General features: G+C 64.3%; 14 protein-coding genes and 1 pseudogene. 1 reads left to right on the forward strand and 14 read right to left on the reverse strand.

The annotated features are described in order from the left end of the window. Window positions 1-171 precede the first annotated feature (171 nt). The 13 genes and pseudogenes from NKG99_RS19365 to NKG99_RS19425 all read right to left on the reverse strand — a co-directional run. Window positions 172-1143: a branched-chain amino acid ABC transporter permease gene (locus NKG99_RS19365; protein WP_352870320.1), complete on the reverse strand. Its 972-nt coding sequence runs from the start codon at window positions 1141-1143 to the stop codon at window positions 172-174. Between the two features lie 43 nt (window positions 1144-1186). Beyond that, entirely contained in the window at window positions 1187-2074 is an 888-nt protein-coding gene (locus tag NKG99_RS19370) for a branched-chain amino acid ABC transporter permease (protein WP_352870238.1), read from the reverse strand. A 7-nt stretch (window positions 2075-2081) separates the two neighbouring features. Beyond that, window positions 2082-2792, reverse strand: a complete 711-nt coding sequence (locus NKG99_RS19375) for an ABC transporter ATP-binding protein (RefSeq protein ID WP_352870239.1) — start codon at window positions 2790-2792, stop codon at window positions 2082-2084. Further along, window positions 2785-3564, reverse strand: a complete 780-nt coding sequence (locus NKG99_RS19380) for an ABC transporter ATP-binding protein (RefSeq protein WP_352870240.1) — start codon at window positions 3562-3564, stop codon at window positions 2785-2787. The genes NKG99_RS19375 and NKG99_RS19380 overlap by 8 nt, the downstream gene beginning before the upstream one ends. 11 nt (window positions 3565-3575) lie before the next feature. Further along, window positions 3576-4784, reverse strand: coding sequence for an ABC transporter substrate-binding protein (locus NKG99_RS19385; protein WP_352870241.1), 1209 nt, complete (start codon window positions 4782-4784; stop codon window positions 3576-3578). A gap of 247 nt (window positions 4785-5031) precedes the next feature. Continuing rightward, complete coding sequence (locus NKG99_RS19390) at window positions 5032-6795, reverse strand: ABC transporter ATP-binding protein (protein ID WP_352870242.1); 1764 nt, start codon at window positions 6793-6795, stop codon at window positions 5032-5034. Window positions 6796-7003: 208 nt separating this feature from the next. Further along, window positions 7004-7948, reverse strand: a complete 945-nt coding sequence (locus NKG99_RS19395; protein WP_352870243.1) for an acetamidase/formamidase family protein — start codon at window positions 7946-7948, stop codon at window positions 7004-7006. Continuing rightward, window positions 7938-9533: an ABC transporter substrate-binding protein gene (locus tag NKG99_RS19400; protein WP_502911019.1), complete on the reverse strand. Its 1596-nt coding sequence runs from the start codon at window positions 9531-9533 to the stop codon at window positions 7938-7940. The genes NKG99_RS19395 and NKG99_RS19400 overlap by 11 nt, the downstream gene beginning before the upstream one ends. Window positions 9534-9645: 112 nt before the next feature. Further along, complete coding sequence (locus NKG99_RS19405; RefSeq protein WP_352870245.1) at window positions 9646-10566, reverse strand: ABC transporter permease; 921 nt, start codon at window positions 10564-10566, stop codon at window positions 9646-9648. Further along, on the reverse strand, window positions 10563-11429 hold the full coding sequence (locus NKG99_RS19410; protein WP_352870321.1) for an ABC transporter permease: 867 nt from the start codon (window positions 11427-11429) through the stop codon (window positions 10563-10565). The genes NKG99_RS19405 and NKG99_RS19410 overlap by 4 nt, the downstream gene beginning before the upstream one ends. Before the next feature lie 19 nt (window positions 11430-11448). Further along, window positions 11449-12066 (reverse strand): ANTAR domain-containing response regulator, encoded by a 618-nt coding sequence (locus NKG99_RS19415; RefSeq protein ID WP_352870246.1) that lies wholly within the window; start codon window positions 12064-12066, stop codon window positions 11449-11451. Continuing rightward, entirely contained in the window at window positions 12063-13157 is a 1095-nt protein-coding gene (locus NKG99_RS19420) for a transporter substrate-binding protein (RefSeq protein WP_352870247.1), read from the reverse strand. Before NKG99_RS19420 ends, NKG99_RS19415 begins: the two co-directional genes overlap by 4 nt. Window positions 13158-13935: 778 nt before the next feature. Beyond that, window positions 13936-14164 (reverse strand): annotated as a pseudogene (locus NKG99_RS19425) (cupin domain-containing protein); the annotation flags it as partial. A 67-nt stretch (window positions 14165-14231) separates the two neighbouring features. Between NKG99_RS19425 and NKG99_RS19430 the strand changes: the two are divergent. After that, window positions 14232-14354 (forward strand): hypothetical protein, encoded by a 123-nt coding sequence (locus NKG99_RS19430; protein ID WP_352870323.1) that lies wholly within the window; start codon window positions 14232-14234, stop codon window positions 14352-14354. A 205-nt stretch (window positions 14355-14559) separates the two neighbouring features. On the opposite strand, the gene hpaR is transcribed toward NKG99_RS19430, so the two are convergent. Beyond that, entirely contained in the window at window positions 14560-14955 is a 396-nt protein-coding gene (hpaR, locus tag NKG99_RS19435) for a homoprotocatechuate degradation operon regulator HpaR (protein WP_352870322.1), read from the reverse strand. Window positions 14956-15208: the final 253 nt, after the last annotated feature.

Genomic DNA, 15208 nt, shown 5'->3' on the forward strand with positions numbered 1-15208 from the left:
CGAACGACGCTCAACGCGAGCGCGACGACCGGTTCTTGATCTCTACCTCAACCGCAGGCGCCCCTCCCGCGCAGCGGGTTCGTTCTCCGGCCCCCGATCAAGACGTTTCTACAACGGGCAAAGCGCCCCTGACGAGGTCCGCTCAATCACGCGCAGTCGATCCGGAGCCGATCACTCCTTCGCCGCCCGCTTGATCACCCGCGCATAAAATTCGCCGACAATGCCGCGCCGGAAGATCAGCACGCACACCATGAAGATCAGGCCGGTGGCGATGGTCACCGGAAAACCGGAGGTGGCAAGCGTGTTTTCCAGTCCGATGACCAGGCTTGCGCCGATGATCGGGCCGACCATCGTGCCGATGCCGCCGAGAAGCGTCATCAGGATCACCTCGCCCGACATCTGCCAGGTGACGTCGGTGAGCGTGGCGAACTGGAAGACGATCGCCTTGAGCGAACCGGCCAGCCCGGCCAGCGCGGCCGACATGACGAAGGCCCCTAGCTTGTAGTTGGCGACGGAATAGCCCAGCGAAATGGCGCGGTTCTCGTTTTCGCGGATCGAGCGCAGGATCATGCCGAACGGCGAATTGACGATGCGCCAGATGGCGAAGACGCCGATCAGGAACACCGCCAGCACGAAATAATACATGTTCAGCGACACGTTCAGGTCGAGCACGCCGAGCAGCATGCCGCGCGGCACGCCTTGGATGCCGTCCTCGCCTTGCGTGAAGGGCACCTGCACGCAGAAGAAGAAGAACATCTGCGACAGCGCCAGGGTGATCATGGCGAAGTAGATGCCTTGCCGGCGAATGGCGAAGAAGCCCATGACAAGGCCGAGCACGGCCGCGCCCGCCATGCCGAGCAGGATGCCCGCTTCCGGCGGCCAGCCCCAGACCTTGACGGCATGCGCGGTGAAGTAGGCGGCGCCGCCAAAGAAGGTGGCATGGCCGAACGACAGGAGCCCGGTATAGCCGAGCAGGAGATTGAACGCGCAGGCAAACAGCGCGAAGCACAGCATCTTCATCAGGAAGATCGGATAGACCAGGAAAGGCGCCACCAGCAGCGCCAGGATGCCGAGCCCGACCAGCGTCCATTCGAGCCGTGCCGAGGTCCTGACGGGCTTCTCGCGAAGCGTCAGTTCGGCCATGTCGGATGTCGCTTCCGACATCTCGGATGTCCCTTCCGACATGTCAGGCGTCCCTTCCGAACAGGCCGGCAGGCCGGACCAAAAGCACGATGGCCATGATGACGAAGACCACGAGGTTGGAGGCCTCGGGGTAGAAGACCTTGGTCAGGCCCTCGGCGAGGCCGAGCATGTAGCCGGTGACGATCGCGCCGAGGATCGATCCCATGCCGCCGACCACGACGACCGCGAAGACGACGATGATGAGATCCGATCCCATCAGCGGGCTCACCTGATAGACGGGTGCCGCCAGAATACCGGCAAGCCCGGCAAGGGCTGAGCCGAGGCCGTAGGTCAAGGTCAGCAGCAACGGCACGTTGACGCCGAAAGCCTGGACGAGGCGGGGATTCTCGGTCGCCGCGCGCAGGTAGGAACCCAACCTGGTCTTCTCGATCAGCGCCCAGGTCCCGAAGCAGACGATCAGCGAGGCGACCACCACCCAGCCGCGATAGTTGGGCAGGAACATGAAGCCGAGATTGGTGCCGCCGGAAAGCAGCGGCGGCACGGCGTAGGCGTTTCCCGAGACGCCGTAGTAGTAGCGGAATATGCCCTCGAGCACGAGCGCGAGGCCGAAGGTGAAGAGCAGGCCGTAGAGCGGATCGAGATCGTACAGCTTCGACAGCGCCAGGCGCTCGACAACGATGCCGAAGACGCCGACGATCAGCGGCGCAAGGATCAAGGCGGGCCAATAGCCGATGCCGAGATAGGTGAGAAGCAGATAACCGACGAAGGCGCCGAGCATATACTGGGCGCCATGGGCGAAATTGATGACGCGCAGCAGGCCGAATATGACGGCCAGACCCAGGCTCAGCATGGCGTAGAACGAGCCGTTGATCAGCCCGACCAGCAACTGGCCGAGGAAGGCCTGAACGGGGATTCCGAAGATCATCGTCATGGCGCCATCATACACCCAGGACTTCGTGGAGCTGCGTCATGCGGTCCGGCAGTTCGCCGACCGGAAACCCCGCCACGACCTTGCCGTGCTCCATCAGATAGAAACGGTCGGCGACACGGCTGGCGAAGCGGAAATTCTGCTCGACCAGCAGGATCGTCATGCCGCGCTCTTTCAACGTCGCCAGCAACTCGCCGATGCGCTGCACGATGACGGGAGCGAGACCCTCCGTCGGCTCGTCGAGAAGCAGCATTTTCACGCCGGTTCGCAACATGCGCGCGATCGCCAGCATCTGCTGTTCGCCGCCCGACAGCCTCGTGCCGGGACTGTTGCGCCGCTCCTTCAGATTGGGGAAGAGTTCGAATATTTCCTCGACGCTCATGCCGCCTTCGGCGACGACCGGCGGCAGCACCAGATTCTCGTCGACGGTCAGCGTCGCGAAGATGCCGCGTTCCTCCGGCACGAAGCCGATGCCTTGATGAGCGGTGCGGTGCAGCGGCAGCCGCATCAGATCCTTGCCGCCGAAAGCGATCTGGCCGGTGCGCTTGCGGATCAGCCCCATGATGGAGCGCAGCGTCGTCGTCTTGCCGACGCCGTTGCGGCCGAGCAGCGTGACCGTCTCGCCGGCAAACACCTCCAGATCGACGCCGTGCAGCGCATGGCCCTCGCCATACCAGGCGTTGAGGCCGCTGACCGCAAGGAGAGGCGCGGCACTAGTCATCGGCGGTGCCCATATAGGCGACCTTCACGCGTTCGTCGCGGCTGACGGTGGCGTAGTCGCCAGCGGCAAGGACCTCGCCGCGCTGCATGACCGTTATCCAGTCGCAAAGGTCGGCCACGACAGTCAAATTGTGCTCGACCATCAGCACGGCGCGATCCTTGGCCACCGAGCGGATGAGGTCGGAAACCGTGGCCACGTCCTCATGCCCCATGCCGGCCATCGGCTCGTCCAGCAGCAGCACTTTCGGATCGAGCGCCAGTGTCGTGGCGATCTCCAGCACGCGTTTCCTGCCATAGGAGAGATCGCCGGCGAGCCTGTTCCTGGCGTCGTCGAGACCGACCGACCGCAGCAGTTCCACGGCGCGCGGCGTCAGCCGATCGAGTGCCGCGAGCGAGCGCCAGAATTGAACGCTGAGCCCGCCCGGCCGCTGCAGCGCGACGCGCACATTGTCGAGCACGCTGAGGTGCGGAAAAATCGCCGATATCTGGAACGAGCGCACCAGACCCATCCGCGCGACCCTGGCCGGCGAGGTTCGGGTGATATCGTGGCCGAGCAGCTCGATCCTGCCGCTGGTCGGCGCCAGGAACTTGGTGAGCAGATTGAAGACGGTCGTCTTGCCGGCGCCGTTGGGTCCGATCAGCGCATGGATGTTGCCATGGCGGACATCGAGATCGACGTTCTTGACGGCGACGAAGCCGGCAAAGTCACGCCGCAAACCGCGGGCGGAAAGCACCACAAGCGGCTCGTTCGCGTTCAAGTCAGGCGGCGCCATGGCCGCGCCGATCACTGGCTGGCCGTCGGACAGCCGCTTTCCTTCTCGCTCAGGAATGCCTCGTTGCCAGGGATGGTGGCGAGGTATTTGTAGTAGTCCCACTCCTTGGTGCTCTCGGCTGGCGACTTGACCTGATAGAGATACATGTCGTGGATCATGTTGCCGTCCGCCTGCACCTTGCCGTTGGCCGTAAAAACGTCGTTCACCGGCATCGAATGCAATTGCTTGGCGACGGCTTCGGTCTCGTCGGTGCCGGCCTTGTCGATCGCCTTCAGGTATTGCGTCACCGCCGAGTAGGTGGCGGCCTGGATCATGTTCGGCATGCGGTTGGTGCGCTTGAAAAAGCGCTGCGCGAATTCGCGGCTCTTGTCATCGCGATCCCAGTAGAAACCCTCGGTCAGCACGACGCCCTGCGCCGCCTGAAGGCCAAGCCCATGCACCTCGGCCAGCGTGAAGAGAAGTGCTGCAAGACGCTGGCCGCCCTGGACGATGCCGAATTCGGCCGCCTGCTTGATGGAGTTGGAGGTGTCGAGGCCGGCATTGGCCAGACCGATGACCTTGGCGCCCGACGATTGCGCCTGCAGCAGGAAGGACGAATAATCGGTCGCCCCCAGGGGATAACGCACTTCGCCCAACACCTTGCCGCCATGGCTCTCGACGAACTTGGCGGTCTGCTCCTTGAGCGAATAGCCGAATGCATAGTCGACGGTGACTAAGAACCAGCTGTCGCCGCCCTGCTGCACGAGAGAGCCGCCGGTTCCCACCGCCTGCGAGTGGGTGTCATAGGCCCAGTGGAAGCCGTAGGGCGAGCACTGCTTGCCGGTCAGCTCGGTGGTCGCCGCACCGGTGACGATATCGATCTTCTTCTTTTCCTTGGAAATCCCCTGGACCGCGAGCGCCACCGAAGAGGTCGTCAGTTCCATGATGGCATCGACCTGTTCGGTGTCGTACCACTGCCGCGCGACGTTGGAGGCGATGTCAGGCTTGTTCTGGTGGTCGGCGCTGATGATTTCGACCGACGCTCCCTGCACCTTGCCGCCGAAATCCTCGACCGCCATCCTGGCCGCCTCGACCGACCACTTGCCGCCGAAATCGGCATAGACGCCCGACTGGTCATTGAGGATACCGATCTTGACCTTGCCGTCGGAAATCTCGGCGGCCGAGGCGGGGATCGCGGCCGCGGCGAGAAGGGCGGCAGAAACGAGATAACATGCCTTCATGGTCTACTTCCTCCCATTACGATGAATCCGGCCGCCCCCTACGATCGATCATCTGCAAAGCACAACTGAACATGAGGAAAATGGGGATGGACGGCAAGGGGCAATGGCGAATTTCATATTCGAGGCGATGCCGCTTTGGCGGCATAATGCCGGCCATGAGCCCGAGATGAAACACCAACATGTGAACCGCCCGGGCGTCGCGGCGGTCGTCCCGAGCTGCTGGAATTCCGGCGCCGCTACGACGTGCTCAGCCCTCCGCGGCGACCAGATGGCCGTTGCCGACATCCATTAGCGCCAGCTTCAGCGGCGCCTCGCCGATCTTGCGGGTGGCGCTCGGGATCTCCTTGTCGAGGCGGGCGAAGCGGCTTCTTCGCTTGCCCGGGTCGGGCACCGGCACGGCTTCGATCAGCCGTCTTGTATAGGGGTGGCGCGGGTTGGAAAAGACCTGGTCGCGCGTGCCCATTTCCACGATCTGGCCGAGATACATGATGGCGACGCGGTCGGAAATGTTCTCGACCACCGCCATGTCGTGCGAGATGAAGAGATAGGCGACGCCGAAATCGCGCTGCAATTCCTTCAACAGATCGAGCACGCGCGCCTGGACCGAGACGTCGAGCGCCGAGACGCTTTCATCGGCGATGATCAGCTTCGGCCGCAGCGCAAGAGCGCGCGCGATACAAACGCGCTGGCGCTGACCGCCGGAAAATTCATGCGGATAAAGCTCCATCTGGTCGGCCGACAGGCCGACGCGCTCGAACAGCCCCGCGACACGCTGGCTGCGCTCTTCCTTCGACGCGATGCCATGGATCAGCAACGGCTCGGCGACGAGGTCGCCGACGCGCATGCGCGGATCGAGCGAGGCGTACGGGTCCTGGAAGATCATCTGCACGTCACGGCGCACCGCCTTGCGCTCGTCGCGCCCGAGGCCCGACAGGTTGCGGTCACCGATGACGATGTCGCCGCTGTAAGGCACCAATCCGGCCAGCGCCTTGGCGGTGGTCGACTTGCCGCAGCCGGACTCGCCGACCAGCGCCAGCGTCTCGTTGGGCGCGATCGAAAAGCTGACGCCTTCGACGGCGTGGACGCGGCGGGTGACTCGGCCGAAGATGCCGCCACGCAGATCGAAGCGGACATGCAGATCGTTGACATCAGCGACATTGGCCGGCGTCACCGTCTCGGCATCCCTGGATTTCTGGCGGCCGACGCCACCGCCGATGCGCGGCACGGCGGCAAGCAGCTCGCGCGTGTAGTCGGCCCGCGGCCGGGCGAAGATGTCTGATGTTTTTCCCTCTTCGACCATGCGGCCATGCCGCATGATGATGACGCGGTCGGCCATTTCGGCGACGACGCCCATGTCGTGGGTGATGAGGATGACGCTGGTGCCATGCTGACGCTGCAGGTCGCGCAGCAGTTCCAGCACCTCGCCCTGCACGGTGACGTCGAGCGCCGTCGTCGGCTCGTCGGCGATCAGCACGTCGGGTTCGAGCGCCAGCGCCATGGCGATCATCACGCGCTGGCGCATGCCGCCGGAGAGTTCGTGCGGAAATTGCTTTAGCCGGCTTTCGGCTTCGGAAATCCGCACCGCCTTCAGCGCCTCGATGGCGCGCCGGCGGGCCTCGGTTGGCGACAGGCTGGTGTGCGCTTCGATGGATTCGGTCAGCTGCCGGCCGATCGACAGCACCGGGTTAAGCGAGGTCATCGGCTCCTGGAAGATCATGGCGATGCGGTCACCGCGAATGCGCCGCATCCGATGCTCGTCGAGCGCTGTGAGCTCGGTCTCACCGAGCCGGATGGTGCCGGAGGAAATCCGGGCGGCAGGCTGCGGCAGCAATTGCATGATCGCCAGCGCGGTCATCGATTTGCCGGAGCCGGATTCGCCGGCAATGCAGAGCGTTTCGCCGCGCGCCAGCGTCAGCGACAGGTTGGAGACGACCTCGCGCTCGCCGTCCTCGCCGCGCACGCTGACGGAGAGGTTGGCGATGTCGAGGATGGGTTTGGGGGTTGAGGTCATTGCGCGTGTGACCCCGAGAGGAATTTACTCCGGCACACCCCCCTCTGTCCTGCCGGACATCTCCCCCGCAAGGGGGGAGATTGGCGGTTTTGCCGCGGCGTCCATTCGTCACTGTTGAAAAGTGGCGAAGCCCGTCGTGACATCCGATCTCCCCCCTTGCGGGGGAGATGCCCGGCAGGGCAGAGGGGGGTGCCTTGGCGCCGACCTCTCATTCAAACACGCAGCGCGGGAAGTAGAACGACACCACCCAGTTCGGCATGTCGACGATCTCGCTGATGCGGAGATCGCCGCAGACCGAGGCCAGCATATAGGCCTCGACCGGGTCGAGTTTGTAGCGAGCGGAAAGCAAATCGATCATCTGGGCAACCGCTTCCCTGGCGCCGGCCATCAGGTCAGGACCGATGCCGGTTGTCACCTCATAGCCCTTGGCGTCGAGATGGCGCGTCACCGGGCCGGATGTGGTGAAGCGCGGCGTCTTCAGCCTGGCATCCTTGACCAGGTCGAGCTTGAGCACGACATCCATCGGGCTTTCGATCGCCGTGCCGCAGACCTCGCCGTCGCCTTGCGCGGCATGGGTGTCGCCGACCGAAAACAGCGCGCCCGCCACTTCCACCGGCAGATAGAGCGTGGTGCCGGCGGCGAGATCGCGGATGTCGAGATTGCCGCCGACGCGGCGTGGCGGCACCACCGAGTGGTGGCCCATCTCGGCAGGTGCGTTGCCGATGGTGCCGGCGAACGGTTTCAACGGCACGCGGGCGTTTTTACCGAACAGCGCCGGCTCGAGTGAACCGGCGTCATATTTCCAGATGTTCAGCGCCGGCTCCTTGAACTCGTCGGCGAGCAGGCCGAAACCCGGAATGTTGGCCGTCCAGCCGAAGCCGGACGGTTTGAACAGCTCGATCGTCACCTTCAGCGCGTCACCCGGTTCGGCACCCTCGACGAAGATCGGACCGGTCACCGGATTGACCATGGCGAAATCGAGCTTGGCGACGTCGGCAACGGTGCTGTCGGGCCTCAGCTGGCCGCCGCCGGCATCGAGGCACTGGAACTCGATGGTCGAGCCGGGCGCCACCCGCTCGGCCGGGGCAAACGAATTGTCCCAGCCGAAATGATGATGGCGCCCGTGGATGGTGTAGTCGCAGCTACTGCACATCTTTTACGTACACATTGTCGTAGTTGATCGGAATATGGACCGGGTCGACATAGAGGTTGTCGGCGCCGCCCATGCGCGCCGATTTCATGGTGAAGCGCTGCTCGTTGAAGACCGGCGCCCAGGGCGCGTCCTCCATCACCTTGTCGTAGATGGCGCTCCACATCTTGTCGCGCTCGCCGGCCTTGGCCGGATCGACCACCGAGTCGGCCTCGGCCGCCTTGGCGTCGAGATCCTTGTTGCAATACCACGACCAGTTCCAGCCGCCCGGCACCGCACCAGCGCAGCCGAGGATCGGGCCGTAGAAGTTCGACGGGTCGGGGAAGTCGGCGATCCAGGCCATGCCGCCGGACCAGATCATCGGCGCGCCGGCCTTGTCGCCGCCGGCGGCAATGACGTTGGCCTGGGCGAGCGACTGGATGCTGGCCTTGATGCCGATCGCCGCCAGGTCCTGCTGGATCGCCTGCGCGATGCGCGGGTTGGGATCGGTGTTCATGGCGAACAGCTGCGTGTCGAACCCATCGGGATGGCCGGCTTCGGCAAGCAGCGCCTTGGCCTTGGCGACGTCGTAGGGGTAGCCCTTGTACTCCTTGTCGTAGCCGGGCATCGACGGGGGAAGCGGCTGGTTGGCCGGCACCGCGCGACCGTTGATGATCTGGATGATGCGCGCCTTGTTGATCGCCATGTTGACCGCCTGGCGCACCTTCACATTGTCGAACGGCGCCATGGTGGTGTTCATGGTGACGTAGCCGGTGTGCAGCTGACCGCCTTCGACGACGCGCGCCTTCTGCTCGGGATCGGCCATCACCTCCTGGAACTTGGCTGGCGGAATGCCGTCGCCGGGGACGTCGATCTCACCCTTCTGCAGGCGCAGCAGCGCCACGATCGGCTCCTGGCCGATCTCGAAGGTGATCTTGTCCAGATGCGGCAGCCCCTTGTGCCAGTAGTCCGCATTGCGCTCAAAGACGATGCGCTGGCCGAGCGTCCATTCGGCGAGCTTGAAGGCACCGGTGCCGACCGGATGCTTGCCGAAATCGGCGCCGTATTTCTCGACCTCTTCCTTCGGCACGACATGTGAGAAGTTGATGGCCATGACATGCAGGAAGGTGGCATCGGGACGGGTCAGCTCGAACTTGACCGTGTAGGGATCGACGACGGTGACGCCGGAAAGGCTCTCGGCCTTGCCAGCGGCGACATCGTCATAGCCCTTGATCGAGCCGAAGAAGCCGGCGCCGGGGCTCTGGGTCTTCGGACTGGTGACGCGGTCGAGCGAATATTTCACGTCGTCGACGGTCATCTCGCGGCCATTGTGGAATTTCACACCATGGCGCAGCTTGAAGGTGAAGGTCTTGCCGTCGGGCGCGATCTCGTAGCTTTCGGCGAGGTCCGGCTTCAGGTTGGTGGTGCCCGGCTCGTAGTCCATCAGCCCGTCGAACAGGCTCTTGATCATCGACCAGTTCTGCCAGTCATAGCCGATCGCCGGATCGAGCGTGGCGACGTCGTCCTTGTAGGTGAGGGTGATGGCGCCGCCCTGCTTGGCGTTCGGATCGACGGTCTCCTCGGCGCGGGCGCTTGTCATGCCGAGCATCAGCGCCAGCGCCGATGCCGCTACCGTGGATGCGAGAAACTTTTTCATTTTTATGTTCCCTTTCTCTGTTTGGTTTCAGTCATGTCGTATTGTTTTCGCTCAGGTCCGGTTGTCATCTGAGCTTGATGCGGGGGTCGATGAACGGCGCGATGATGTCGGCAAGCAGATTGCCGAGCACGATGGCGAAGGCCGACACCAGCGTGACGCCCATGATGATCGGAATGTCGACCCGCTGGATGGCCTGCCACGCCAGTTGGCCGATGCCGGGCCAGCCGAATACGCTTTCGACGATGACGATGCCGCCCATGAAGATGCCGATGTCGATGCCGATCATGGCGATGACCGGCAGGATGGCGTTGGGCAGCGCATGGCGGAAGAGGATGGCGCGGCGCGCCAGGCCCTTGGCGCGCGCGGTGCGGACATAGTCCTGGCGCAGCACGTCGATCATCGACGAGCGCATCATGCGCGCGTACCAGCCGGCGCCGAGGATGCCCATGGTCAGCGACGGCAGCACCAGATGACGCCAGGTGCCGTAGCCGCCGATCGGAAACCAGCTGAGCCGCACGGCAAAGACGTAGAGCAGCAGCAGGCCGACGACGAATTGCGGTGCCGAGACGCCGACGAAGGAGGCGACCATCAGCGTCTGGTCGGTGGCGGTGCCGCGCTTGACGGCGGCGATCAGGCCCATGCTGAGGCCAAGCAACAGCTCGCACAGGATGGCGCCTACCATCAGCAGCAAGCTGGCCGGCAGCCGCGAGACGATCAGCTCGGTGACCTCGGAGCGCTGGATGTAGGAGCGGCCGAGATCGCCGCTGAGCAGCCTGACCAGATAGCGCCAATACTGGACGACGAAGGGCTGGTCGAGGCCGAGCTGCTGGCGGATGTTCTCGACCGTCTGCGGCGTGGCGCTGCGGCCGGCGATCTGTCGCACCGGGTCGGCGGGCAAGAGGTAGAGCAGCGCGAAGGTGATCAGCGAGACGCCGAGCAGGATGAGCAGCGACTGGACGAGGCGGCGGCCGAGATAGGCGATCATGCCCGGCCTCTTTGCGTCGGATCGAGGATGTCGCGCAGCGCATCGCCAATCAGGTTGAAGGCCAGCGCCAGCGCCAGGATCGCGGCACCTGGGAAGAACACCAGCCAGGGTGCCGCCTGGAAATAGGTCTGGTTCTCGAAGATGATGTTGCCCCAGGACGCGGTAGGCGGCTGCACGCCGATGCCGAGGAAGGAGAGCGTCGCTTCGAGCAGCACGGTGGTCGAAATGCCGAGCGTGCCCCAGACGATGATGGTCGGCAGGAGATGCGGCAGGATGTGGCGAAACAGGATGCGCGGCGCGCTCGCCCCAATGGTGCGTTCGGCGTCGATGAACTCGCGCTCGGCGAGCGATGAGGTTTCGGTATAGATGACGCGCGCGGTCTGCACCCAGTTGACCAGGGCGATGACCATGGCGACGATCCACAGGCTGGGCTGGAATACCGCCGCCAGGCAGATGGCGAGCAGCAGCGCCGGGAATGCCATCATCAGATCGGTGAAGCGCATCAGCGCGCCGCCTATCCAGCCGCGGAAATAGCCCGCGGTGACGCCGACCAGCGTGCCGATGAACAGCGCCACGCCGTTGGCGACTATGCCGATGATCAGCGAGGTGCGGGCGCCGTAGAGGATGCGGGTCAGGAGGTCGCGGCCGAGCAGATCGGTGCCAAGCCAGAATTTTGCATCCGGCGGCAAGGGCGAGCCCTCGATGGTCAGGCCGTCGAACATCTGCTCGTTTGGGTCGTAGCCGGTCAGCCACGGCGCCAGCACGGCGCCGGCGACGACGATGGCGACGATCACCAGGCCGAGCATGGCCAGACGGCGTTTGACCAGACGGCGCCAGACGCCGGCGCGCGGCTTGACCGGCATGCGCCCGGCCGCCGGGAGATCAGGCGCGATGGGACTGGTCATCGCCGCCCTCTTCCCCCGTTGCTTCCTCGCTTGTCATCGCCACGATCCGGCGCGCGGCGTCCTCGACGCTGATCTGCCAGCTCATCGCCAACGAGCGCAGCCGCGCATAGGCGCGCTCGTCATCGGTGCCTTTCGACAGTGCAGCCACCGCGCGCACGATGGTCTGGCGCTCGGCGACACGCTGGCGAAGCGAAGCGATCTCGCTGGCCAGGTGTTTTCGCGCCTCGAAACTCTGCCTCGCGATCAGCAGCGCGCTATAAACGCCGGCATTGCCGACGGGCTTCAGCAGTTGCGCATCGGCCTTGTGCGACAGCGCCCATTCGATGCGGCCCGGCGCCTCGGAACCGATCAGCGCCACCAGCGGCATCGGCGCTTCGCCCGGCTTCCACGGAAATTGCTCGTCAAAGCCGAGATCGGCGTCGAAGAAGACGAAATCGGCCGCCAATGCCTCGGGCGGCAGTTCGGGCCAGCAGTCCAGCGTGATCAGGCCGATCGCCGACAATTGCCGGGTGATGGCCTGCACCGTCGGATGCGGGCGATGCAGGATGAAGGCCCTGGCGCCACCGAGATTGGGGATGCGCGGCGTCCTCGTCACGACACCACCCTCAGGCGCGGACGGCCGAACGTTTTGGCGGGGTCGTAGCGCGACAGATAAGGGTCCGGCGCGACCTCGTCCTCACGGCTGACGACCTCGAAGAAGCCGTCCGCGATGCGCCCGATGATCACGGGCAGCGTGGCGTGCTGGGAGTGGGCGTCGATGGCGATCGGCCCTAGCCGGGTGGAGAAGCGCCGTTCGGCGAAGGCTTTGGAGAATTCCGCCGGGCCGGCCTCGGGATCGCTGGAGAGCACGTCGGCCATCACTTGCACGGAGGCATAGGCCGCGGCCTCGAAGGACGAGGCGAATGCGGCCGGGCGTGGCGCGAAATACGGCCCAACCGACAAATGCCCTTTGCCTGATACACCGATCGCCGGCAGCTCGCCCTCGGTGAGGTTGCAGGAGATGACCGGGCAGGCTTCCGGGCTGAAGGCTGGATCCTCAGCCGCGAGGTCGCGATAGGCCGCCAGGAAGGCGTAGGACGAGGTTCCGATCAAATTGTTGAGGACGAAGTTCGGCCGCGTGGCGCGGATCTCCGCGATCAGGCGCGACACGTCGGTCTCGCCGATGCGCAGATAGCGCTCGCCCAGGACCTTGCCGCCGGCATCGGCGATCAGGTCGCGCGCGACGCGGTTCATCTCCCAGCCCCAGATATAGTTCGAGCCGAGCAGGAAGCCGTTGGCGCCGAAGCGCGGCACGACATGCGCCATCAACGGCACCAGATGCTGGTTGGGGCAGGCGTGCATGTAGACGACATGCTCGTTGGCCTCGAAGCCCTCGTAGGGGCAGGCGTACCAGAGCATGCCGCCCGCCTTCTCCAAGACCGGGATCGTCTCCTTGCGGCTCCAGGAGGTGACGCAGCCGACGACATGGCGCGCGCTGCTGGTCTTGAAGATGTCCTCGCAGAGCGTCGCGTAGCGGTCGGCATTGCTTTGCGGATCGCGCTCGACCGGCACCAGCTCGATGCCTGAGCTCCGGTCGGCGTTGATGTCGGCGATCGCGCGCATGGCGCCCATGCGGCACGCATCGGACACGAGCTGGTAGCTCCCCGAGCGGGAATAGAGGATGCCGATCTCGATGCGCCGTTTCAAACAGATCCCCTAGAAATGACAATGCCCCGCAGCCAGCGCCGGAGGGCGAGGCATACGAGGCATATTTGCCGCCCGGCGATCAGAGCCGGTATTTTTCCGATGGCTAACCTATTCGGTAGGGGCGGTCAGTCAAGCCCCAACGATATCCGCGTGCGACACCCACTGGCTGCCATCGCTGTCTCGTTGCCGCCAGCTATCTGGCCGCCGGCCTCTGACTGTGTTGGCGGGCATAGGCCAAGCAGGCGTCCACCGTGCTGACACAAAGCGCGTCGCGGCTGTTCGGCAGATTGTTGTCGCCGGCGTAGGCAACTTCGGCAACGCGGCCGTCGACCATGCGAATTTGCGTGTCGCAATAGCCGCCTGGAGCGACATTGACGGAGCCGCCGACCACCGGGATCGCGCCTACCGCCAGGGTTGGGACGACAATGCTGAGATTGCCGCGCTGAACGACGCGCTTATAGGTCCAGATCTGGCCCGATCGGCCAGCGTCAGCGGTGGCGGTCGGAAACCCCGCGCACATCCGGACGTCGGCTTCGCTGAGGCCGACCATCTCCTTGCGAGCCGCCGCCACCGTGGGGTCAACCTTGGCGACGCGCGACGTATCGTCGGGAATGACACAGGAGGATTGCATGCCGACGAACAGAACAGGAAGGGCAAGCTTTCGAATACAGGAAAATGTCATACCGATTGTGGGATTTGCGTGGCGCCCGCCGCTCCTTTTACCTAGGCAAACAGGCGCTTGGATCAACCCGTGCGGCTTCACGAAAAAGTGGCCACGGGCGGCGAGCGCATCGTCGGCGACCGACACGACGATGACGTCGGCGCCCGGCCCGATCGAGAAGCCATGCACGATCGTACTCGGCAACGAAGCTGACGGCGGGCGCGGAAAAGTCCCAGGACCGGTCTTCAATGCGGTAGGTGCCGGAGCCGCCGGTCCAATAGGTGATCTGGCCCATCTGCGGATGTTTGTGCGCCGCGACCTGGCCAAGATGAACGTTTGCGCGGGCATTTCTGGCAACCAACGCCATAGTTAACGCGTTAAGGGAGGATCCAAGATGCGATCGGAAGATTTCCGTGCCGACAAGGGTGTTCCTGTCCAACCGGCGCTTCTGCGTCAACGTGCTGACGCGTGACCACATGCTCTATGTCGATCGCAACTATACACAGCCGACGCGGCTTGGCAGCTTTGGCGGGTGAGTTTTCGCTGGTAGCGCTACACGAACATTCGAAGTTGGCCGAAGCCTCCCCCCAACTTCGTCATCCTACGGTCTGCGCCGCGTCGCTTCGCTCCTTGCTCCGCCATAGGATGACGAAGCGATTGATGTTTCCGCCAATCTTCAAGGCATGCGGCCTGTAACGCAGGCGACCAGTCAAAACTTCCGCGCGGAGGTGCTGAACTGTCTCAGCCCTCGCCGTCGATCAGGCTTTCCAGGAGATCGAGCAGTTGCTCAAGCTTGTCGTGGCCAAAACGCTGTTCGATATCGTCATAGATGACGCGCCGCTCGGGCGACAGGGCGTCGATCAAAGCGGAGCCGGCCGGGGCGATTGTCAGCACGACGCGGCGGCCGTCGCCTTCCGCCTTGTTGCGGGTGATGAATTTCCGCCCCTCGAGCGCCTTGATGATGCGCGTCAGGCTGGGCGGCAGCACCGAGGCGCGATCGGCAAGCTCCGTCGCCTCGACCGGGCCGGCTTCGCTCAACACACGCAGCACGCGCCATTGCTGTTCGGTCACGTCATGCGCCGCGAGCATCGGGCGAAACCGCGCCATCACCGCTTCGCGGGCGTGAAGGAGCGCCATCGGCAGGGAACGACGGGTGTTTTCAGGCAGCAAGAAAAACAGTCTCCCCACACTGGCTTGCGATCGAAAACAGACCTTCCCTCAGCCAAGGCCCGTTCCTGCCATCCCGTATCGTTGCGCCAAGCCCGATGCAAGACTTGACTTCGTGGATGCCGCATGTAATTAACGCGTTAACTACAACAAAGCAATAACCCTGGGAACGACGCGCCGTGCCTCACTTCTCGATCGAGTATTCGGCCAATCTCGATGACAA

This window comes from Mesorhizobium sp. M1409 (assembly GCF_040317535.1).
Classification (GTDB): Bacteria; Pseudomonadota; Alphaproteobacteria; order Rhizobiales; family Rhizobiaceae; genus Mesorhizobium.

Excerpts from the sequence above, each read along its gene's own strand:
- NKG99_RS19385 (WP_352870241.1), bottom strand. The coding sequence starts at position 4,784 with ATGAAGGCATGTTATCTCGTTTCTGCCGCCCTTCTCGCCGCGGCCGCG.
- NKG99_RS19400 (WP_502911019.1), bottom strand. The coding sequence starts at position 9,533 with ATGCTCGGCATGACAAGCGCCCGCGCCGAGGAGACCGTCGATCCGAAC.
- NKG99_RS19395 (WP_352870243.1), bottom strand. The coding sequence starts at position 7,948 with ATGTGCAGTAGCTGCGACTACACCATCCACGGGCGCCATCATCATTTC.
- NKG99_RS19380 (WP_352870240.1), bottom strand. The coding sequence starts at position 3,564 with ATGGCGCCGCCTGACTTGAACGCGAACGAGCCGCTTGTGGTGCTTTCC.
- NKG99_RS19365 (WP_352870320.1), bottom strand. The coding sequence starts at position 1,143 with ATGGCCGAACTGACGCTTCGCGAGAAGCCCGTCAGGACCTCGGCACGG.
- NKG99_RS19370 (WP_352870238.1), bottom strand. The coding sequence starts at position 2,074 with ATGACGATGATCTTCGGAATCCCCGTTCAGGCCTTCCTCGGCCAGTTG.
- NKG99_RS19405 (WP_352870245.1), bottom strand. The coding sequence starts at position 10,566 with ATGATCGCCTATCTCGGCCGCCGCCTCGTCCAGTCGCTGCTCATCCTG.
- NKG99_RS19390 (WP_352870242.1), bottom strand. The coding sequence starts at position 6,795 with ATGACCTCAACCCCCAAACCCATCCTCGACATCGCCAACCTCTCCGTC.
- NKG99_RS19375 (WP_352870239.1), bottom strand. The coding sequence starts at position 2,792 with ATGACTAGTGCCGCGCCTCTCCTTGCGGTCAGCGGCCTCAACGCCTGG.
- NKG99_RS19410 (WP_352870321.1), bottom strand. The coding sequence starts at position 11,429 with ATGCCGGTCAAGCCGCGCGCCGGCGTCTGGCGCCGTCTGGTCAAACGC.
- hpaR (WP_352870322.1), bottom strand. The coding sequence starts at position 14,955 with ATGGCGCTCCTTCACGCCCGCGAAGCGGTGATGGCGCGGTTTCGCCCG.